Source organism: Dictyobacter formicarum (genome assembly GCF_016587435.1).
This window is the reverse complement of the sequence record NZ_BNJJ01000004.1, coordinates 396373-416773: the sequence shown is the minus strand read 5'-3', so window position 1 is coordinate 416773 and position 20401 is coordinate 396373. Positions and strand designations below refer to the sequence as shown.

The window sequence follows — 20401 nt, the reverse complement described above, 5'->3', positions numbered from 1 at the left end:
AAGGACTACCAGGGCCCTCGTCCATAGTGAACTTTCCTTCCTTTTCATTGCATAAAAACAAACATACTTTTTCCATGGAAACTATACCCCCCTCAATTCGCTCTTGTCAAGCTTATTTTATACGAAGTCTTACCCTCACGAATGCTTCAGCTCACCCGTCTCTCCTATCTAGCGATCGTTTAGTTTTTGGAAGTATATATTGAACCCTGCTTAAAGAGAATTTGCCTGAATCCAAAAGTGCAGTTCCTCGTTTTGGGTCGGGGTAGAGACATTGAGCATTTTGAGTAGCCGTAAGGCGGCACTGCGACCTAATTTTGCCCCTTCAAAGGCAAGACTTGGTAAGCCAGCACCATGAGCAAGGGGACTGTTTCCCATGCCCAGTACAGGCAAATGGGAACCAGACGCATCGAGAATGCGGCGAAGCTGGAGCGCTGTTTGATCATCTGTACAGAGAAACGCGGTTGGCGCATCCGTTTTTTGCGCGAGGAGGTTATGCCAATCGGTTGGATTGGCGGAGATTTCGATAAATTGAAAATTTGCTCCTGTCAATCTTTGGCAGGCCTGACGGGTAATGGAAGGCTCAAGTAGCGAATTTGGCCCGGTGATGAGTCCAACCTGCTGATGCCCCTGTTCTGCAAACCACTGACAGGCCGTCTTTATTCCTTCATCAAGAATAGCCTGCTCCAGGAGAATATATGGACGACCGTTGCGCACCAGCATTTCTAATGGGGTTGGGTCGAGCGTATTCCACTGTGTGAGCAATACACCTTCAAAACGGCTATTGGAGAACATTTCAAAATAAGCTTTTTGCCGTTGCAAGATTTTCTGATGCTTCCCCTGACCGAGAGGACAAATTAACAACTGCATATGAATTTCACTAAGTATCTCTTGTATCCCATCAACAACGTCATCTAAATTGGGATAATTGAGAGAGGGTAAAAGCAAGCCTATTAATTCACCTCTCGATTTATGGAGACCACGAGCATCAGCATTGGGATGATACCCTAATTCTTCCACTAATTTTAGAATCCGTGCCGAGGTCGCTGACGAGATGCGGTCCCGGCCATTAATCGCTCGTGAGACGGTAGCATAGCTCACTCCCGTTAGCTCTGCTATCGTTTTTAGTGATCTCTCGCGCTGTGTAGCAGCCACAAAACGCTGAGACGGCAGTTTCAAAAGTTGGAGACAATCAAGCTGCGATTGGTGAATCTGCTCCAAGACAAGCTGTAATTTGTGTGCTAGCGCACGAGGCAAATCGGGGCGTACAACGATGGGCCCTCTTGAAAGGAGTGGAGACATGGCCAGGAGACGTAAGGCAAAAGAACCTTCCTCATGTGTAGCACGTATGAACTCTTCCTCCATTATGGCTCCGGCCACAACCTCGCCTTTAATAACCGCCTCAGCTACAGCCGGGTGACTCGATAAGAAAACTGGCTCCACGTCAACTGCCGGATCAAGCCCCGCCTGTTCTAACAGAAACGTTGCGATCAAATAGCCCGTGGTAGAGTGCAGATCGACAAAGCCGAATTTTTGATTTTTGACTTGCGCAAGATGGGTGATACCACTATTATCCCGTGTAAAAATAATACTGCGATAGGGGTGGGGGTGTGCGTCATCGGGTATAATATCTATCGCCTTCACAAGTGCGCGTGCGCCAAAGCGCGCCTGAGCTTGAGCAAATGCATAGGGACCAAGCTTCGCGAAATCAATACGACCAGTTTCCAGACCTGCAAGGATATCTTCATAATTCTCATCAAGAACCACCTGGACGGTCATCCCTAGTAACGAGCCTAAGTGCTCCTGTAATTGGATGATTGCCTCATCCGTTTGGGCGAAACTCCAACGTAGTCCAGGGCTGGTAGCGAAGACAAGTGTATCCTGATCACTCTTATGGGTGCTTTGCTTCATTGCGCCATTATAACATGTTTTTCGCGAGGAAGAAAGTGGAAGAAGAGGTTATTCGGGCGAGGGCTGCGCGTCTCGCCCGAATAACCTCTTTTTACTGAAGCAGAGCGATCAAGCACGTTTACCCTGATTTTTCAAAATTAGGGAGACTCATAGGCTTTTTAAAAGTCGTTTTGTAAAATTCGTGTTAAATCGAGTTTTACAATTATTTATCCTTCTCTTTATTGACTTTATAGCACAGTCTGAAGCAAAATTGAAGTGCGTAAAGCTTTACATAACGATCTCGACGGAAAAACTGGAGGTGACGAAGTGCTGCCAGTTGCCCGTATCGAGGATGAGCAAGGCTATACAGGGGTAGCGGAGAGAGACATAAGTAAACGACGGAACGCATTCACAATACTGCTGAATCGCTAGTGTTGTCGTGTATAGAGTTTAAGGATAGAAAGAAACAGGGAAACGAACATTGAGTAATTTGACGCTTCTCGAAGTCAATGGCCTCTCTAAAGTTTACTCAAATGGGTACGAAGCACTGAAAGACGTGAGCTTTGTGGCGCGCAGAGGGGAGTTCACTTGCATTATTGGACGGAGTGGAGCCGGTAAGTCTACGCTTTTGCGCTGCATTAATGGGCTGATACCATCAACACAGGGCAGTATAAGGATTCGGGGACAGATATTACCAGTTTGGGTGAGAATGAAAAGCTTGCCCTGCGCAGAAAGATTGGCTTTATTTTCCAGGAGTTTAACCTGGTTGACCGCCTCTCTGTTATGAATAACGTGTTGACAGGACGTCTTGGCTACATAAACAGTTTTTATGCAATGCTTGGCTACTTCAGCCATGAGCATCGAGAGAAGGCGCTGGAATGCCTGGGTCGCGTCAATATGTTGCAGCGTGCGACATACAGAGCTGATCAATTATCCGGCGGCGAAAAACAGCGCGTAGCCATTGCACGTGCTCTTGCGCAAGATCCACTTATTATGCTGGCGGATGAACCTGTAGCCAGCCTGGATCCAGAACTTTCGTGGAGCGTCATGGGCGATTTGCGTAAAGCTGCCAAAGAACTGGGTGTATCAACTATCGTCAATATTCATGACATTGAGACAGCGAAACATTTTGCTGATCGCATCATTGGCATTGCTCAAGGACGCATCCTCTATGATGGTTCGCCAGCGCTGCTCACTGACTCTTTGTTGCAAGAAATTTATCGTGGCGTTAATCCAGCCGCGCGCTCGCGTTACGAGCACGTTTCGCAACAGAATGAATAAGGCGCTGCGAGTTATTCTGCGAGAACATTCCAGTATCCTGGATGTCTCTTGGCGGCGTAGAGCTAGAAATGGCATGCCATTCATTTGGATGAGCGAAGCCGCCTAAACAGCCACCACTGTTTCTGAGAAAAGATTCGCTCCCAGTGATGAGCTCTGGCGGCGGAGCTAGCCGCGAGTGAGCGGCGTTTCCAAATGCTTTTTACAGCATTGCCATGAGGAGAAAAAGACGTGTCAATTGAAGAAACGGATAAAACAACAATTGAAGATCTGAGAGTGGTCAATTCCGGAATTCCTGATGGCCGGACACAAGCGAAGAACAGCTGGTTCCGCAAACCGACGCCAGACCTTACGAAGCCCTTTGGTTTTTTCCACTGGCCGCTTGAGTTTACAGCTCTGGCGGTAGCCATCTGTGCGGCGCTTCTGTTTGTACGAGTCATAGATGCGGGAAGTGTTTCTATTAACTGGGCTTTAACATTCAATGTGAATATTGCTGTTGCGCTCATTATCGCTGTATTGGGAACAGTTGCAATTGTACCCAAAGCGATAAAAAAGCCTCGGGAAGTGCTGAACTCGACCAGTATCGTTTCGATTACCGTCCTACTCTTTGTGGCCCTGTACTTTTTGTCCGGTGACATACCTCTGGGTCCGGTCAAGGGCATCAACCTTGGAACGTTTTCATATACTTTCGTCATTCTGGATTTCAATTTGCTCGGTAGTGCGCTATTCGCTGCTGTCCTGCTCTGGCTGGCATTTCGTAGGAGTATCATCTCAATTATCTCCTTGCTTGTTCTGTTCTTGTGGTGGGGATTTAGCATTGATGGGCTTAATTTTGGGGTCTTCTCAGAGCTATTCACCAGCCAGTCTGGTACCAGTCTTCTACGCACCATGGTACCACCTAATTGGAGCTACTTTAGCTCAGTGATACAACCGATGCTGCTAACAGTACAAACTGCTGTTGTTGCTACCGTTATTGGCATCGTTGGGGCTGTGCCTTTGAGTGTGTTAGCGGCCAGAAATACGACGCCACATCCGGTTATCTACAACATTGTGCGGTTCTTTGTGAACATAATCAGGTCTATTCCTGCGCTTGTGCTCGCATTAATATTTATCACTTTTGTTGGTTTAGGCCCGGTGCCAGGAGCACTTGGCTTGGGACTGCACACAATTTCGTCGTTAACAAAATTGTATGCAGAAGCTATTGAATCGGTCGAACCACAGCCGATGGAGGCATTAAGCGCGTCTGGCGCGAATGGGGCCAAACAGTTTCGCTGGGGTGTGTTCCCACAGGTATTTCCGCTACTGGTCAGTTCCTCGATCTACTACTGGGAGTCAAATACACGAGACTCAACCGTTGTTGCGTTTGTGGGTGGTGGTGGGATCGGTTTTCTCTTAAATCAGAATCTCTCTCTACTGAATTACTCTAATGTTACGGTTATTCTGGTCACCCTGGTAATAACCGTTATCGTTCTGGACCGCATAAGTGACTTTGTCCGAGCACGCGTGCTTTAGCGTTCCAGCTATATTTCGCTATCTTGTTTTTTCGTTACCTTATTTCCTGGTAAAGGAGTTCAACAATGTCAGGCATAAAGCCTACGTCAAAAAAATATCTTTCGTTCGCTGTGCTGTTCACCTGTATCCTGATGCTGCTTGCCGCGTGTGGCAATACCAGCAACGGTACAACCAGTACTGCAAGTCCGGCGAACTGCCCACACCCAATTAGTTTGAGCAAGGTAGTCCTGGGTGTTATTCCGGCGGAAAGCCAGACGAGCATCATAGGTGAAACACAGCCATTCGCCACCGCGCTTTCAAAGCAGATTTGTAAACCTGTGAGTATTTTTGTCGGTACGAGCTACACCGCTGTGATCACGGCTATGTTGAACGGGAAGGCTGATCTGGCTAGTTTCGGCCCCCTGAGCTATGTTCTTGCCTCGCAAAAAGGCGGTGCGCGGGCTATTTCGCTTGAATTGGCCCCGAAAACCAAAGAGTCTACCTACCAGAGCTACATCATCACTACGCCGAAAACCGGCATCAAGACTATTCAAGATCTCAAAGGGAAAACATTTTCATTTGTCGATCCCGCCTCTACCAGCGGTAATCTTGAACCCCGCTATATGATGCGACAGGCTGGTCTTAATGCGGATACGGATGTGAAAGGCTCATACATCGGCTCACACGATGCATCACTATTGGCTGTCCTGAGCGGAAAAGCGGATGCTGGTGCTGTTGCTAGCGATACCTACAATCAACTCCTGCAAGAAGGAAAATTCAAAAATGGTGATCTCACCATTGTCGCCAAGAGTGATCCTATCCCTGAGAGTCCCATGGCAGTGCGTACCAATCTCAGCAAGAGCGATGCCACCTCTCTTCAGCAGGCACTTGTAGCGCTGAATGGCAATGCAGGCGCTCTCAATGCTATCGCCATTGGTGGTTTCACGAACTGTGATGACAGTCTTTACAATGGCATTCGTACTATGGCTAAAGTAATGAATATCGATCTTCAGAAGGTGGCCGGCTAAACCAGAGTCGACTTCCCTATCTGCATAGGGAGCGTTTTGCGCTCCCTATGCAGAGTTTTCCAGAAGTACTGGCGATGGTTTCTCAAAAGGGAAGAATGAGCATGAATCATTATCACGTCCTGGCAAATAGCCCGGAAGAGGAAGTCTGCCGACTCGCCTCTGCTGTGTTAGAGCATTATGAGCAAAGCCAGGTGAAATTATTGAGTGGTCCACAACAGGGGTTGGTGATGCTACGGGTACGCGAGACGGTAGCGAATAGCCTCTTTAACGCAGGCGAGGTCCTGGTGACTGAGGTCAAATTAGAATTAGATGATCAATTTGGCTTTGGCATGATTATCGGCGATAGTCAACGGCATGCTATGGGGATCGCCCTGGTTGATGCAGCACTGCGTAAAGGTGGCGATGTAGCTGATTGGCTGACACAAGAATTGATTAATTTGGATGCACAAATTATGGAGAAGAATCGGAAAGAATTGGCGCTTGTGGCCTCTACCAAAGTAGAATTTGAGAGGATGTAGCATGATTGGAACTAGTCAAAGTGCTCAGGTTCTCTACAGCACACGTACCTTCCGTTCGCTTCTCGATGCTCTGGCACGTCCTGGGAAGATCAATCAACTGGAGAATCCTCATTTTCTGGGGAATGCTCTCTCCTATTTTTCACAAATGACCGCGAGCGATACACTAATCAATATGTACGCGCTGGGCGCTCTGCTTACCCTGCTTGATCGCGAGACAACATTCATTATGGCCGCTGATGGTCAATGGTTACCGCGCACTGATTCGGCAGTGCAATGGACCATGCTGAGAAGCGGATCAAACACTGTGAATGCGGAACAGGCAGCCTTTGCATTCTTTTGCGATGGTGGAAACGGCAAATTACTTGCGCAATTGAGTGTGGGTACACTGCTCGAACCGGAGTTGAGCGCGACCGCTCTCTATTGTGTTGAACAGCTTACCTCGGGAGAGGACGCAGACGCAGCAAAAAAGCGAGAAGATGGCATTACATTGGAGTTGCGCGGTCCTGGAATTCAAGAGTTGCGCACAGCCAATGTCGTTGGACTAAGCGAGTCGGACATTAAGGCCATTCTTTTTGCCCGGCAAAATTATCCATTGGGCATAGATGTCTATCTCGTTGATGGTACTGGGCGCTGCCTTGGCTTGCCACGCACTACAAGAATCCGAGTTCTTTCCAAAGAGAAGTAGTATCCAGAAAAAAGAGGAGATTTGCATTAATTATGGCATATGTTGCTGTCAAAGGCGGTACAAAAGCTGTTCTGAATGCTGAGCAATTAGTGGACTATTTTCGGCTCAAAGGCGGAAGCGAGCCTATAAGTGTTCGTCAGATTCAGGACCAGATGCGACTTGCTGTTGATCGTGCGATGGGGGAGGGAGCAATCTATGCTCCAGAGTTAGCGGCTTTAGCGCTGAAGCAAAGTGAGGGCGATGCGCTGGAGGCGAGCTTCTTGTTGCGAGCCTACCGTTCAACGATATCACGTGTCGATTATTCATTGCCTGCAAAAGGGGCACGTATGCGAGTGCTGCGCCGCATCTCTGCAACTTTCAAAGATATTCCTGGCGGACAATTGCTTGGTCCAACGCGTGACTATAATCTGCGCTTGCTCAATACACTGCTTCGTGAAGAATCAAGCCAATCAGCGCGTGAGCGTCTGACCGAGATCGAAGAGCTGATGATGGAAGAAGTTCCAGAGGGACAGCAGGCCTTTCCAAAGGTGATTGAGAGCATGCGTGCTCAGCATATCCTGGCGGAACCACCAGTACAAGAACAAGCAGAAGCAAATGCTGAACCATACGATATCACACGTAAAGCTCTGACGTTTCCCGCTCCTCGCAGTGCACGTTTACAAGTGTTGTCTCAAGCGGATGCCGGCAGCTTGATGACCTTCGCCTATAGTAGTGTGCGTGGCTATAGTGATGTGCATCCAACGCTCGGCGAACTGCGCTATGGTTACATTCCTGTTGAAGTTGCTCATCCTCTGACTGGTGAACCTGTGGAAATTGGGGAGATCCTGGCGACGGAATGTGAAATGGTCTCACGTGTGGAATCAGCTGAAGATGGACAGGATGCTGAGTCAAAACAAGAGGCGGCACTGCCGAAATTCGGTCTGGGCTATGGTTTTGGTTTCGGCCACAGCGAAGTCAAGGTCATGAGTATGTCACTACTGGATCGTGTGTTGAGCGCAGCGAAAGAGAACAATCAGCATGGAGGGACAGGACCTGCCTCGAACGAAGAGTTTGTACTGCTCCATACCGATGGCATAGAGGCAAGCGGTTTCACCGCGCACTATAAATTACCACATTATGTTACGTTCCAGGCGAATATCAGTGTGTTGGAACGCTCACGCAATCACCGGGCGGCTCAATTCGCTGAAACGGCTGAGCGGCGTCAGCAGGCAGAGATCAAGTTACAAGACTTGTTAAATAAAGCGCGACAGAGCGCGGCAGACAAATAAAAAATGGAAACGAGAACAATGCAAGAATATAAACTTAATGATCTCATGCGTCAATTGATCGACTCACCATCTGTGGCTGCAGCACAAGCGAATTCTGAACCGCAGGAAGCGGAGTTACTGTACAACTTTGCCTTTATTGATGAGGACTCAAAGCGTGAGATACGGCGTAAGTTGCTCAAGGCCGTTGCGTTGCCTGGTCACCTGATTCCTTTTGCCAGCCGTGATCTGCCAATTGCGCGTGGCTGGGGAACAGGTGGATTACAGGTAACAATGTCGCTTGTAGAGCCACAGGATATCCTGAAGGTAATCGACCAGGGTGATGATGATAGCGTCAATGCAGTCAATCTACGCCGCCTGGTTAAGAAGACAACTGGGATAAACTTTACGACCGATACGACGCAATCCACAATAGTGCAGACTCGGCACCGTATTCCTGAAGAGAAGATGCGTAAAGACCAAATTCTTGTACTACAGGTACCAATGGCTGATCCATTACGCTGGGTTGAGCCGGTGTTGGAGCATGCAACCGAGATGCACGCAGAGGCGGATTATGGCCATATGTGGGTTTATATGTACGAGAGCGTGGTCCGTTCGGGTGACGTGGATATCACATCGCAATATCCAGTACTTGTCGAAGATCGTTATATTATGGATACCACACCAATTCCCCGTTACGACGTGCCGCGTCTCCACCAGGCAGAAACGCTGTACTTATTTGGCGCCGGTCGCGAGAAGCGTGTTTATGCTGTTCCACCTTATACAAAGGTCGTGCCACTGCAATTTGAGGACTATCCCTTCAAGACTGAGTATGATCCAACACAACATTGTGAGCGCTGTGGCTCGAACGACACTTTTTTAACTCGCGTCTTCGTTGATCCCCAGGGTCCAGAGATGGAGGGACGCTGGATGTATCTCTGTTCAGATACCAGCTTTTGTCAGAAACGCGTACAGGCCAGAGCACAATCTGAGACCATGGAGGTTGAGTAAATATGTCAATAGTACCAGATGCGAGAGACGAAGTTGAGCAGAAGACCAGGCAAACGTGGGTGCTCAAGGCAGATAATCTGACAAAACGTTACGGCTCCGGTTGTTCATACTGCTCTCTGTTAACTGGCCCTGACCTCGGCAATCGTTGTCCAGTTTGTGGCACGGTATTCGCGTGCATCGATGTATCATTCACTCTGGGAAGGGGTGAAGTCCTGGGTATCGTGGGCGAAAGCGGTAGTGGTAAAAGCACGCTCATGCAAATTGTCAACTTAAGCTTGCCAGCTGATAATGGAGAGCTTCTGTTTCAGGAGCCTGGCAACCTGGATGATATTTCTGGCAACCCGGTGAATCTATTGATGCTCGACAAATATACCCGTCGTGTGTTTCGAAATGAACGACTGGGTATTGTGTATCAGCGTCCTGAACTTGGTTTGAATATGAACTTTACCGTTGGTGGCAATGTCGCCGAGAAATTGCTGCTGGCGAACTGGCGCAACGTTGGACATATCAGAGAGAGGACGGCGAAACTCATGCAACTCACAGAATTGTCGCCTGAGCGCATCGATGATGATCCAAAAAAGTTTAGTGGTGGCATGTTGCAGCGCGTACAAATATCGAAGGCGCTCTCAAGTAGTCCCGCGGTCTTGTTGTTGGACGAAGTGACAACGGGACTCGATCTCTCTGTTCAGGCACGTGTCCTGGATCTCATCAAACAGATCCGGTGGGAGCTGCAAATGACGATGTTGTTAGTGTCACACGACCTTGGCGTCATTAAACAACTGGCGGAACGAACTATCGTGATGAAGAGTGGCAGAGTAGTTGAAAGTGGGTTGACCGATCAAATCCTGGAAGATCCACAACATCCCTACACTCAATTACTTGTATCTTCGGCTTTGTAAACAGAGGGTAGGAAAGCGATGCAAACTGTTGAACACAATCAGCCCATACTGGAAGTGCGCAAGCTCAAGAAAGATTTTCATATGCACCTGATAGATGGCCGTATCCTCAAGCCATTTAATGATCTTTCTTTTCAGCTTCGTCAGGGCGACCTCTTTATGATCAGTGGCAAAAGCGGGGCAGGAAAAACAACCATTTTGAAATGTATTTATCGCACCTATCTGACAACGGGTGGAGATATCTGGTACGAGTCACAAGCATTTGGCCGCGTAAATATTGCCACTGCACCTGAAGAGATCATTATTAAGTTACGAGCACGCGAACTAGGCTATTGTTCGCAATTTCTCAAAGTATTGCCACGTGTTCCAGCTTTGGATGCGACGGCTGAGCCACTAATGCGCGGTGGTGTGCCACGTGAAGAGGCATTGGGGCGAGCAGCACAATGGTTACGGCGGCTTGGAATTGAAGAGAGCCGCTGGCAAGCGAGCCCGATGACCTTTAGTGGTGGCGAACAGCAGCGTTTGAACCTGGCGAGAGCATTTATTGCTGCCCCACGTTTCTTACTGCTTGACGAACCTACAGCCAGTCTCGATGCCGTCTCAAAGTCAATTGTACTTGAGCTGATCAATGAGGCAAAAGCTGCTGGTGTGACTATTCTCGCTGTTTCGCATGACACAGCAGTGATGGAGCCTCTGGCTGATGAGATTTTCAGGCTAGAAGCATAACCTGACAGATAATGTGGTAGTTTGTTTTCACGCTTTTAGGAGCAAAAGTTGTGCAAACGTTGATACACCATGCAACGCTCGTCTTACCTGACCGTTTGATTGAGGGGGGCTGGTTACTTATTGAAGATAAGTCCATTCTCGATTTGGGTGAAGAGGCAACGTGCCCTGGTCCTGGGTCTCATACGATAGATGGTGAAGCCGGCTTCTTGCTGCCAGGGCTTATTGATTTACACTGCGATGCCATTGAACGGCTTGTTGAACCTCGCCCTAAGGTACATTTTGATATTCATATTGCTTTGCAAGAGGCAGATTATCGCTTAGCAGGGAGTGGTATTACCTGCGAATTTCATGCCGTCTCATTGAACGACGATGAGTTCGGGGTGCGTACAGATAAACTTGTGCGAGATCTCTCTCAGATTCTGCAAGAAGACCAGGAAGAGCATCTCATTCGCCATAAACTTCATGCCCGTTTAGAACTTAGTAGTGAACGCGGTAATGCTATTATCGAACAGATGATAGCGCAGCGAGAATGTGACCTGATCTCCCTGATGGATCATAGTCCCGGTCAAGGTCAATATCCTTCGGAAAAAGTCTTCCGCGAATATATGGCATTTACGACCAATCGCAGTGATGCGGAAATTGATCTAATGCTAGAAATGAAACGCAGCCAACAGGTCTACGTGCCAGCGCGGATTACGCGAATCACGAATGCGGCGCGAGAAGCTGGTTTAGCGATAGCAACGCATGACGATGATACCGCCAGCAAGGTAGAGCAATGGCCGGAACTTGGGGTTAGTATAAGTGAGTTCCCAACCACAATGGAAGCCGCCCAACGAGCTCATGAATTAGGTCTGGCCGTCTGTATGGGCGCTCCTAACGTTGTGCGGGGACGCTCTAGCGGCGGAAATTTAAGTGCATCGGAAGGAATTAAAGCCGGCGTTGTTGATGTGTTATGCGCGGATTACCATCCAAGCTCGATGCTTGGTGCCGTGTTTGGCCTCACGAAACAGCAGATATTACCTTTGCCAGAGGCCACACGCCTGGTTACCCTCAATCCAGCCTGTGCGGTTCACCTGGATCAGGAATATGGATCACTTGAGATTGGCAAGGTGGCTGATATGATCCTTGTGCAGCCTGCGAAGCAGGGTTTTCCCAGAGTCCAGCGCTTATTCCTTGCTGGAGAAGAGAAACTAAAGCTTGCTTGAATACTATTGTTGTGGTGAATGGAGTGGCGTGTTCACCTCTATCCACTCTATCTCTCTTGCGAAGGAAGGTACGCAAGTACGTCTATGTCGAAAGAACATTCTGCGCTGCTCTGGCAGCACGTCTTATCTGAGCAACCATTTGTCGATGCAACGGCGATTGTCCGCGCCAGTGAGCTTGGTGCGTGGACGTCTATTGGTCCCGCTTCTGCGCTTCTTGAGTCAAAGATCGGCGATTACACCTACACAAGTGAGAGCGTCGAGATTAACTATGCGGACATCGGGAAATTTTGCTCTATCGCCTCCCATGTAACGATTAATCCCGGCAATCATCCCATGGACCGGGTCACGCAGCATCATGCGACCTATCGTCGCGTGGCCTATGGCTTTGCAGAAACCAATGATGAAAGCATATTTGCGTGGCGTCGTGCTCACAGCGTAAAAATCGGTCATGATGTATGGATCGGCCATGGCGCAACGATTTTACCGGGCAGAACTATTGGTACAGGAGCAGTCATAGGGGCCGGCGCTGTCGTCACCCATGACGTTGAGCCTTATACGATAGTTGGGGGAGTCCCGGCCAGGCCGCTCAAAGAACGCTTCACTCGTGAGATCGCGGAGCAGTTGCTACGGATTGCCTGGTGGGATTGGCCGCGTGAGAAACTCGTGGAATGCTTTGCTGATTTCAATGACCTGGAATCTTTTTTAAAAAAGCATGGTCGTAAGTAACTCCATCCATTAAACTACCAGCCTGATGGACACGACAGTCCACTTGAAAGCTTTTCCAGGTGGGCTGTGAAAGAGATAACATAGAACGAGAAAGATGATTGGGGTAGAAATAATTGAGGAAAGATATTATTGCCATCACAGGCGGAACAGTTGTTTTGCCAGATCAAACGATACAGGGCACTGTTCTGCTACAGGATGGACGCATTGAAGCCATTGTTCCCGCGGAACAGATGGATATCGTACCTGATGCTGATAGGGTCATTGATGCCTGTGGTATGTATGTTATGCCAGGTATGATCGATATACATAGCGATGCCATTGAGAAGGAAATTGAGCCGCGTCCTGGCTCGCGATTTCCAATGGAGATGGCTTTCTATGAACTAGAAAGAAAACTTGTAGTCCATGGTATTACTACCATATACCATGGACTATCCATGTCCGGTGGCGTGGGCGTGCGTAGTGATGAGGTAGTCGAACAAGCTCTGCTGGCATTTCATCGGCTTTCACACACACGTTCACTTCTTCGTCACCGTCTCCACTTACGTTACGAAGTAATCAACTTTCCTGCTATTGATATTGTAAGAAAGCACATCAGTGATAACTCAATACAACTGCTGTCTTTAATGGATCATTCGCCCGGTCAAGGGCAATATAGCGCATCTGGTTCATATGAAGTTTATGTAAGTAAGACACATGGTCTACAGGGGGCAGCAGCCGCAGCTATGGCTCAACGTATGGTTGAGAAGCATAAGCAAATAAACTGGCAAATACTGAAACAACTGGCTCAATCTGCAATTTCGGCAGGTATTCCTGTAGCATCTCATGACGACGATTCGTCAGAAAAAATCAATCAGATCCTGGATTGTGGTATTTCGGTGAGCGAGTTTCCCATGAACCTGCAGACAGCCATCTACGCCAGCGAATGTGGCTTACATGTGAGCGTAGGTGCCCCGAATATTGTACGCGGCGGTTCACATGGCAAGAATATGAGTGCCCTGGACGCCATTAATGCCAACGCAGCACATATCATCTGTTCCGATTATTATCCCTCTGCAATGCTGGCCTCTGTATTTCGCCTGATAAATCAGGGGATGGATATGGCAAAGGCGTTCCGCATGGTCACACTCAATCCTGCGCGGGCTCTCATGGTCGATCGAAACCTGGGTTCGATTGAAGCAGGGAAGTGTGCAGACCTGCTCCTTGTCGAAGTATTTGAAGGGTATCCACTGGTTCGCAAAACGCTGGTGAATGGTGAGATTGTTTATCAGTCTGACTACGTACAACACCTCTGAACAATGGGATCGCCTCGGTGGCGTAGAGCCAGAGGTGATCTTGTTCCCGCCTTTGCAACCTTAAAACTACAGATGAACCCCCATGTGTATATTTATCTCTTCCTAATTAAAACAACGAAGGCAATGCGGCAACGCTAGGAATAAGGCGTGTATGACGATAGCGTCCCAACGTCGTAGCGGTATGCGCACCACTCAGCACGCCGATAACCTCGCCACAGCCAGCATTTGAACCCTCATCCAGATCTGCAGGCGAGTCTCCCAGTTTCATGACCTGGCGTACATCCTGCACATCCAGCTGCCCCATGGCGCGAAAAATCATAAAAGGAGCGGGCCGACCGCGCGACACATCGCTTGAAAAAACCGCGCAATCCACATAGCGTCCCAGCCAGCCGAGGCGATCCAGAATAATGCCGCCGATGATTGAATCGAAGCCGGTATCAAGGGCCACTTTAATGCTACGCTCCTTCAGAAACGCAAAGGTCTCTTCCGCACCGTCAATGGGTGCCACATGTTGGGAATATGCTGCCTTCATCTGATCAACAAAGGTAGCCAGCGCCTCCTCTGCCAGTTTATGCGCGGTGTCAGAATGACCGGATAGCTGGCGGGCGGCCAGCATTTCAAAAACTTCGCGTTTATTCATGCCCATCAACGCGTTGAGCTCTTCACGTGTACCCGGTAAATTATGGATACGAGCCGTCTCTATCAGGCAGGTAAGTACACGATTGCCTGTATCATCGACAGTGGTTCCAGCCATATCAAAGACTACCAGTTGAATGGGTCCCATCGATCTCTCCATTATTCATATGTATGCGTGAATCATATGCAGGGAGGACCCCGGTATGGGATCCTCTACTCTCCACAGCAATTGACAATAGCTTCAGCTTGCGTAAAGCTTTACGCATCATTTGTAACCCATCCAGGCTGCTCAAGTCAACGGTATTTTTGTTAAAAGTTGGCAAAAGGAATGTTAATATATGTTATTATTTGTTAATAATGGGAAATATGCTCGATAGATACTACACTCAGCAGCGAAAGATTCTCATTCAGTCATCAAGCGGTTGCAGAGGTGGTCAGTAAAGGCGAAGTCATCGCGGGCGCGATTGCCGAAGAAGAATTTATTCATTTCAATGTTCCCCTTCTGGGAGAACAAAGCGCCGCCATACGGGCGGGTGCATACGCACCCGCGGCATTTTACACATTGGATGTGCATCCAATGTGTAGCACAATACAAAAAACGCATCCCCCATAGGTTCGGGCCTCGCGCCCGATTTCTAGAGAAGTGACCAGTAGTCGGCGGCCTCGTCAGCGTTTTGATCGGCGTTTGAGGAGGTGGAAACAATACTTTCACCCCTATTTTGCATGATGGCACGCATACGGCCAGTTGGCTGGCGCACAACAGGTCCATTGTCATACGCCGGCGCGGGAGTCTGCCTGCCCGGTTGCTGCGGCTGGACTGGCTGCATTGGCTGGGACGATTGTACAGGAACAGGCTTATGAAACGGTACCTGTACATCCGCTTCGGATTGCGGTTTTACCTCGGGTCCGGCTGGCGTGACCACCGCTGGTACACGGACAACGGGCTGGACAATCCCCTTGCTCATCATCTCATAATACTCAGTCAGACGTAGGGCGATCAGTTGTCCAGGGTTATCAATCATATGATGTTTTACGGCATCCTGCCGTAATAACTCTAATGCTTCAGAGTCCTTCAACAGACCAACTGTGAAATGCAGGAATTTATCTGATGAAGATTGTGACATACGATTTCTCTTCCTACTAATTTAGCATATGCGATTTAGAATATACGAATGCTGGCGGAACTCCCGTTGCTGCTGCTGCCGCTGCTGCTCTGGACCTTGCGAATCAACAGACGACCAGCCAGAGTACAATAGCCGATACAGTTAGCATGAACCGGATCATCGGGCCTGGAAAGATGGGGTATGCGTTTCTTGAGAAAGTTATAGAAATAGAAGACGCCACCACCAATATTTAAAACCGGCTTGAAACTAGCCGCAACCGCGTCACGGTCGCTTTGTCGCCATGCAGAGGCTACAAAGGAGACGATCTCGCTACCAACCTGGGTAACCGCTTCAGTGACCAGGCGCTCCAACTCATAGTGGCCGATAGTCTGCCCATACGAAGAGATTTCTGGATAGCGGGCAATTTCCCCCTGAGCCTGGGCCGCATATGCATGCATGATTTCACGTGCTTCTAGCAATGAAAGGGGGCGATCGTACTTGTTCTCAAATGAGTCCATCATCATCTGGGTAGCCATCTCGACGCCCACCGGCTTACCCTTACAATACTCAACCACAGGCACCTGGCCACGTGCCACATACAGGTCGGTGGTACGCCCACCAATGTCAATGACCGCGCTCTCGGTCATTTTGTTGCTGGACCGATCGTTATAGGCGATCAAAGCGCCGGCACCTTCCATCACCACAGTCGCGACTTCAACCACAACACGGCGAGGGGTCTTTTCATCGTTCAGGGTAAAGGTGTAGGTGCCATCCAATGCCTCTTTGATGGCTAAACGTAAGGCGGCATTTTTGATATAGGTCTCGGCTGGCAGGCCGGTAACGACATAAATACCAAACTCAGCATCAGGAATCAAGGTAGCAGCTACCGTGAGTAAGCTACGCAAACTAAAGCGACTGGCGTAACGCTGAATATCGCCGCGTCCATGATAGGCGTCGATCGACTGCTGCAATGCCAGATCACCGATCGCATAGGCTGCCTCTTCATCTTCTAACTGCATAACATGAACGTTTGATTGTTCGACATTCACACCAAGATTACGTAAAGCGACCGTATCAACCTTGGCGAAAGCCGTCGGAATACTTAGCGAGACAGTTTTACCATTAATAACCGTCACACCACCTATTTCGGCATTACCAAAATCATGTCCATAAGGATACCATTTCATGAGTTCGAACTCTCTTCTGTACTTCCTAAAATATCTGAATAAAATTGCGATACAAATCCGCTAGTAATAAATATACATTTTTATTGTGCAACGATAAGCATCTATTTGAATAACTTTTCCCTTTTTGATGGTACTAATGTCAAACCTATCAGCAAGTATTTCAAGTATTTCACGTGTTTCTATAAATGCTACCAAATACACCTGAGGGTGAACGATGCTAGATGCCAGACGTGTTATAAGGTTGACTTTCATTCTCTCTTTGTTTATAGTGATAGCGTCTGCTTAAAGTAACGCCGTTTCGTTGCACTGGCGCAACAGGGAATGGAGAAATTCTCATGGCATGGAATGAAGAAGTAGCTGCGCGCGATTATCTTCCGGCTGAGGAGCGTCAGCAGTTACAACTCAAGCGACTTCAGCACACGGTTCAACGCGTCTATACATCGGTTCCTTTCTATCAGCAGGCCATGGATGCCTTGCAAATCCACCCATCACACATCAACAGTCTGGCAGACCTGCATAGACTGCCTTTTACCACCCGCTATGACCTGATCGAACATTATCCCCTGGGATTACTCTCGGTCCCGCGCGAGCAGCTGAGCCGCATTCATGCCTCTTCGGGTACGCGTAGCAAAGCTAAAATTGTTGGCTATACGCGCCGCGACATCGATATCTGGGGCGAGGTCTGCGCGCGTTCACTGGCCTGCGCTGGCCTGCAACCCGGTGATATACTGCATAATGCCTATGGCTATGGGCTCTTTACCGGCGGCCTGGGGCTCCACTATGGAGGCGAATATCTAGGTATGACGGTAGTTCCTATGTCCAGCGGCAGTACACAGCGCCAGGTCACCTTCCTACACGATATGCAGGCGACGGCCCTATGCTGTACTCCATCGTATGCCCTCACGATAGCCGAAACACTGTCCGCGCTGGGCATGTCTGCGCAGGACCTACACTTAAAGTGTGGTATCTTTGGGGCGGAACCCTGGACCAAAGCGCTGTGCCAGCAAATAGAAGATAGGCTCGGCCTGCACGCCCTGGATATTTATGGTCTGAGCGAAATTATCGGCCCGGGCGTGGCCATGGAATGTATACAGAGTCACCAGGATAAGCAAGCGGATCGCAGCTTGCACATCTTTGAAGACCACTTTCTCCCTGAAATCATTGATCCGGCTACGGGTGAAGCATTGCCGTATGGTGCAGAAGGTGAGCTCGTCTTTACCACCATCACAAAAGAAGGCATGCCGCTACTGCGCTACCGCACCGGAGATTTATGCACACTCATCGCCGAACCATGCACCTGCGGTCGCACGCTGGTGCGCATGAGCCAGATCAAAGGTCGCGTAGACGACATGTTGATTATTCGCGGCATCAACGTCTTTCCGGCAGAAATCAAGCGCATCCTATTCGGTTTCGCCGAGCTGGCGCCCTATTACCAGATTCTGATCGAACGTAAACACACGCTGGACAGCGCCGTTGTTCAGACTGAAATAACGCCGTCCATGCAAACCGCTATTTCTCCCCAGGAAGTCGACAGCGCGACCTGGACAGATAATGAACAGATCCAGCAACTACAAAAGCGCATCACCCAGGTGTTCTACGCCCAGCTACACCTGCACATCGACATCCAGATCCAACCCACCGGCACCCTACCGCGTAGCGAAGGCAAAGCCATCCGCGTCATCGATCGACGCCCCACATAAAAACAATGTCATGGGTGCGGCCCGCACCCATGACATCATATTGTCTGCATTGCCGCGCTGGCCCAGATTCTATCCTACGAAAACGGCATGGAAGACGAATAAGGCCGGTACTTTTTCGAACGAGAAACAAGCAAGCGGCCGCGAGGCCGCAGCTACGGTTCACGTTTACGTGTGCCCGCGAGCGCGTCTACACAATACAGGGTATACTTTGATCTATACGACTTATAGAGGAACAATGGTGGCGTGGGAGGGTGCGATGCATTATGATGATAGATATCTGAAATAAAGTGAGGCCAATTTGATGGAAGATAGATTAACGCCCTGGAACGTGCTCGGGAGCACCATTACCTATGAGGATCGCTGGCTAAAGGTACGCTCGGACCGCTGTCAAAACGCCCATGGTCTGGTCATCGAGCCGTATCATGTGCTGGAATATTCCAACTGGGTCAACGTGCTGGCCATAACGTCTGATGGCCAGGTGGTGCTGGTGCGCGAATACCGCCATGGAGCGGGACAGATACTGGTTGGCCTGCCCGGCGGCACAACCGAGACAGGAGATGCTAAGCCCCTGGAGGCAATACAGCGCGAACTGCTGGAGGAGACCGGCTATGGCGGCGGACAGTTCTTCGAAGTGGGACATAGCTATGCCAATCCCGCCAACCAGAACAATATTATCTGGTCGTTCCTCGCCATCGATGTGCAGCAAACTCATGAGCAATCCCTGGACGAAACCGAGGATATCGAGGTGGTGTTGCAGGACCTCGCTGAGTTCAACCAGCAGACCTGGCAGGGCACATACGATCTTCAAGCCATGCACCTGGCCACAATTGGGCTGGCCACCCAGTTCATCCTTACCAGCCGCCTGCCGCAACTGCAGCCGCTGCGGAGCAAGCTGCTACTACAGTATGACAGCGCGCCTCATTCTTCTGATGAAAACAACGAGAGCCGCATCTCAACGAGTGAGCGCGGCGAGGCTGGAACGTAGCCACCGAGATGGACGACTTGAGGCATCAAGCTTTCTATTTCATCACAGAGGCTGCGTAAAATAGCTGCACACTTCTCCTGTGTCAGGTACAGCGGCTGATTGGTGGATTTGAGGTATGGAGCACGTTCACCACGAAGCGCGGCTTTCACTTCAAGGAGAGCCCTTTCCAATTCAAGCAGGGAGGAGTAGAAAAGAGGAAGCTTGTTTGCCACCAATGCCCTCGCGCTCCCGCAAGCGATGATCCAGAAGAAGCCCACATTCGTTGATGCTCGCTCAATACGCTGTTCAAGACTTTCTGGTTCTGGTGTGGGAGGTTCAGGAAGGCCAACCTTATCGAAGAGCAGGAGAGAAGGATGTTCGCGATAGGCTTTTGCCTGTGGAATCAACATCCAATCAACGCTCTGCGCGGACTCTTGATAGACCACGTTGGTCAGGATACCATCCATCTGGTTCGCATGGCTCTTGCGCTCAAAAATGAGACCCGGCGCTCCAAACTGCTGAAATAAAGCCAAGCGCTCAGCTGTCGTTTTCGCGCCGGTCTGCCAGGGTGTAGCGCACAAAGACGCACTAAAAGGTTCGGATACAACAACATAAAGATCTAAATCACTAAGCCATGTCTGTTCCCCACGTCCAAAGCTTCCAGCCAACCAGGCGGCAACAAAGCGCTCATCCTTTTGCAATGTGTAAGTAATCTGCTCCAATAAGTCAGTACGCGCCTGGACATACGCCATTTTTTGACCTGACATGAATATTTCCTCAAACTGTTGGATTCTCTTTCACAATGACACCAAAACAAATGCATT

At 49.3% G+C, this 20401-nt stretch carries 18 protein-coding genes and 1 pseudogene; 14 read left to right on the top strand and 5 right to left on the bottom strand.

What is annotated here, in order from left to right; translation table 11 throughout:
• Window positions 1-210: 210 nt before the first annotated feature.
• Window positions 211-1908 (bottom strand): PhnD/SsuA/transferrin family substrate-binding protein, encoded by a 1698-nt coding sequence (locus JMI88_RS09360; protein WP_201361539.1) that lies wholly within the window; start codon window positions 1906-1908, stop codon window positions 211-213.
• A gap of 535 nt (window positions 1909-2443) precedes the next feature.
• Here JMI88_RS09360 and phnC point away from each other — a divergent pair.
• The 12 genes and pseudogenes from phnC to JMI88_RS09300 all read left to right on the top strand — a co-directional run bounded on the left by phnC (window position 2444) and on the right by JMI88_RS09300 (window position 13987).
• Window positions 2444-3168 (top strand): annotated as a pseudogene (gene phnC, locus JMI88_RS09355) (phosphonate ABC transporter ATP-binding protein).
• Between the two features lie 228 nt (window positions 3169-3396).
• A complete protein-coding gene (gene phnE / locus JMI88_RS09350; RefSeq protein WP_236022877.1) occupies window positions 3397-4677 on the top strand; it encodes a phosphonate ABC transporter, permease protein PhnE in 1281 nt (426 codons plus the stop codon).
• Window positions 4678-4742: 65 nt separating this feature from the next.
• Window positions 4743-5684, top strand: coding sequence for a phosphate/phosphite/phosphonate ABC transporter substrate-binding protein (locus JMI88_RS09345; protein WP_201361538.1), 942 nt, complete (start codon window positions 4743-4745; stop codon window positions 5682-5684).
• A 101-nt stretch (window positions 5685-5785) separates the two neighbouring features.
• Complete coding sequence (phnG, locus tag JMI88_RS09340) at window positions 5786-6202, top strand: phosphonate C-P lyase system protein PhnG (protein ID WP_201361537.1); 417 nt, start codon at window positions 5786-5788, stop codon at window positions 6200-6202.
• 1 nt (window position 6203) lies between these two features.
• Window positions 6204-6887 (top strand): phosphonate C-P lyase system protein PhnH, encoded by a 684-nt coding sequence (gene phnH / locus JMI88_RS09335; protein WP_201361536.1) that lies wholly within the window; start codon window positions 6204-6206, stop codon window positions 6885-6887.
• 32 nt (window positions 6888-6919) lie between these two features.
• Window positions 6920-8155, top strand: a complete 1236-nt coding sequence (locus JMI88_RS09330) for a carbon-phosphorus lyase complex subunit PhnI (protein ID WP_201361535.1) — start codon at window positions 6920-6922, stop codon at window positions 8153-8155.
• A gap of 18 nt (window positions 8156-8173) precedes the next feature.
• Window positions 8174-9142, top strand: a complete 969-nt coding sequence (locus JMI88_RS09325; protein WP_201361534.1) for an alpha-D-ribose 1-methylphosphonate 5-phosphate C-P-lyase PhnJ — start codon at window positions 8174-8176, stop codon at window positions 9140-9142.
• Between the two features lie 2 nt (window positions 9143-9144).
• Entirely contained in the window at window positions 9145-10041 is an 897-nt protein-coding gene (locus tag JMI88_RS09320; RefSeq protein ID WP_201361533.1) for an ATP-binding cassette domain-containing protein, read from the top strand.
• Between the two features lie 18 nt (window positions 10042-10059).
• On the top strand, window positions 10060-10764 hold the full coding sequence (locus JMI88_RS09315; RefSeq protein WP_201361532.1) for a phosphonate C-P lyase system protein PhnL: 705 nt from the start codon (window positions 10060-10062) through the stop codon (window positions 10762-10764).
• Window positions 10765-10814: 50 nt separating this feature from the next.
• Window positions 10815-11969, top strand: coding sequence for an alpha-D-ribose 1-methylphosphonate 5-triphosphate diphosphatase (locus JMI88_RS09310; RefSeq protein WP_201361531.1), 1155 nt, complete (start codon window positions 10815-10817; stop codon window positions 11967-11969).
• Between the two features lie 84 nt (window positions 11970-12053).
• Entirely contained in the window at window positions 12054-12695 is a 642-nt protein-coding gene (locus tag JMI88_RS09305) for an LbetaH domain-containing protein (RefSeq protein WP_201361530.1), read from the top strand.
• Between the two features lie 113 nt (window positions 12696-12808).
• Window positions 12809-13987, top strand: a complete 1179-nt coding sequence (locus JMI88_RS09300; protein WP_201361529.1) for an alpha-D-ribose 1-methylphosphonate 5-triphosphate diphosphatase — start codon at window positions 12809-12811, stop codon at window positions 13985-13987.
• Between the two features lie 106 nt (window positions 13988-14093).
• Here JMI88_RS09300 and JMI88_RS09295 read toward each other — a convergent pair whose 3' ends face one another.
• The 3 genes from JMI88_RS09295 to JMI88_RS09285 all read right to left on the bottom strand — a co-directional run bounded on the left by JMI88_RS09295 (window position 14094) and on the right by JMI88_RS09285 (window position 16913).
• Complete coding sequence (locus JMI88_RS09295) at window positions 14094-14771, bottom strand: HAD family hydrolase (RefSeq protein ID WP_201361528.1); 678 nt, start codon at window positions 14769-14771, stop codon at window positions 14094-14096.
• A gap of 487 nt (window positions 14772-15258) precedes the next feature.
• On the bottom strand, window positions 15259-15747 hold the full coding sequence (locus JMI88_RS09290) for a hypothetical protein (protein WP_201361527.1): 489 nt from the start codon (window positions 15745-15747) through the stop codon (window positions 15259-15261).
• Between the two features lie 35 nt (window positions 15748-15782).
• A complete protein-coding gene (locus JMI88_RS09285; protein ID WP_201361526.1) occupies window positions 15783-16913 on the bottom strand; it encodes a ParM/StbA family protein in 1131 nt (376 codons plus the stop codon).
• A 335-nt stretch (window positions 16914-17248) separates the two neighbouring features.
• On the opposite strand from JMI88_RS09285, the gene JMI88_RS09280 reads away from it, so the two are divergent.
• Both JMI88_RS09280 and JMI88_RS09275 read left to right on the top strand, forming a co-directional pair.
• The gene (locus JMI88_RS09280) at window positions 17249-18613 is read left to right on the top strand and encodes a phenylacetate--CoA ligase family protein (protein ID WP_201361525.1); all 1365 of its coding nucleotides are present in this window, start codon (window positions 17249-17251) and stop codon (window positions 18611-18613) included.
• Window positions 18614-18914: 301 nt separating this feature from the next.
• Window positions 18915-19598 carry an NUDIX hydrolase gene (locus JMI88_RS09275; RefSeq protein WP_201361524.1) on the top strand — a complete coding sequence of 228 codons (684 nt, stop codon included), beginning with the start codon at window positions 18915-18917 and terminating at the stop codon, window positions 19596-19598.
• Here JMI88_RS09275 and JMI88_RS09270 read toward each other — a convergent pair.
• Window positions 19532-20344 carry a nucleotidyltransferase domain-containing protein gene (locus tag JMI88_RS09270; RefSeq protein WP_201361523.1) on the bottom strand — a complete coding sequence of 271 codons (813 nt, stop codon included), beginning with the start codon at window positions 20342-20344 and terminating at the stop codon, window positions 19532-19534. The genes JMI88_RS09275 and JMI88_RS09270 overlap by 67 nt on opposite strands.
• Window positions 20345-20401: the final 57 nt, after the last annotated feature.

Coding starts and splice junctions, on each gene's coding strand:
- JMI88_RS09325 (WP_201361534.1), top strand. CDS start 8,174: ATGCAAGAATATAAACTTAATGATCTCATGCGTCAATTGATCGACTCA.
- phnH (WP_201361536.1), top strand. CDS start 6,204: ATGATTGGAACTAGTCAAAGTGCTCAGGTTCTCTACAGCACACGTACC.
- JMI88_RS09275 (WP_201361524.1), top strand. CDS start 18,915: ATGGAAGATAGATTAACGCCCTGGAACGTGCTCGGGAGCACCATTACC.
- JMI88_RS09280 (WP_201361525.1), top strand. CDS start 17,249: ATGGCATGGAATGAAGAAGTAGCTGCGCGCGATTATCTTCCGGCTGAG.
- JMI88_RS09345 (WP_201361538.1), top strand. CDS start 4,743: ATGTCAGGCATAAAGCCTACGTCAAAAAAATATCTTTCGTTCGCTGTG.
- JMI88_RS09305 (WP_201361530.1), top strand. CDS start 12,054: ATGTCGAAAGAACATTCTGCGCTGCTCTGGCAGCACGTCTTATCTGAG.
- JMI88_RS09295 (WP_201361528.1), bottom strand. CDS start 14,771: ATGGGACCCATTCAACTGGTAGTCTTTGATATGGCTGGAACCACTGTC.
- JMI88_RS09290 (WP_201361527.1), bottom strand. CDS start 15,747: ATGTCACAATCTTCATCAGATAAATTCCTGCATTTCACAGTTGGTCTG.
- JMI88_RS09315 (WP_201361532.1), top strand. CDS start 10,060: ATGCAAACTGTTGAACACAATCAGCCCATACTGGAAGTGCGCAAGCTC.
- JMI88_RS09270 (WP_201361523.1), bottom strand. CDS start 20,344: ATGTCAGGTCAAAAAATGGCGTATGTCCAGGCGCGTACTGACTTATTG.
- JMI88_RS09320 (WP_201361533.1), top strand. CDS start 9,145: ATGTCAATAGTACCAGATGCGAGAGACGAAGTTGAGCAGAAGACCAGG.
- JMI88_RS09285 (WP_201361526.1), bottom strand. CDS start 16,913: ATGAAATGGTATCCTTATGGACATGATTTTGGTAATGCCGAAATAGGT.
- phnG (WP_201361537.1), top strand. CDS start 5,786: ATGAATCATTATCACGTCCTGGCAAATAGCCCGGAAGAGGAAGTCTGC.
- JMI88_RS09330 (WP_201361535.1), top strand. CDS start 6,920: ATGGCATATGTTGCTGTCAAAGGCGGTACAAAAGCTGTTCTGAATGCT.
- JMI88_RS09360 (WP_201361539.1), bottom strand. CDS start 1,908: ATGAAGCAAAGCACCCATAAGAGTGATCAGGATACACTTGTCTTCGCT.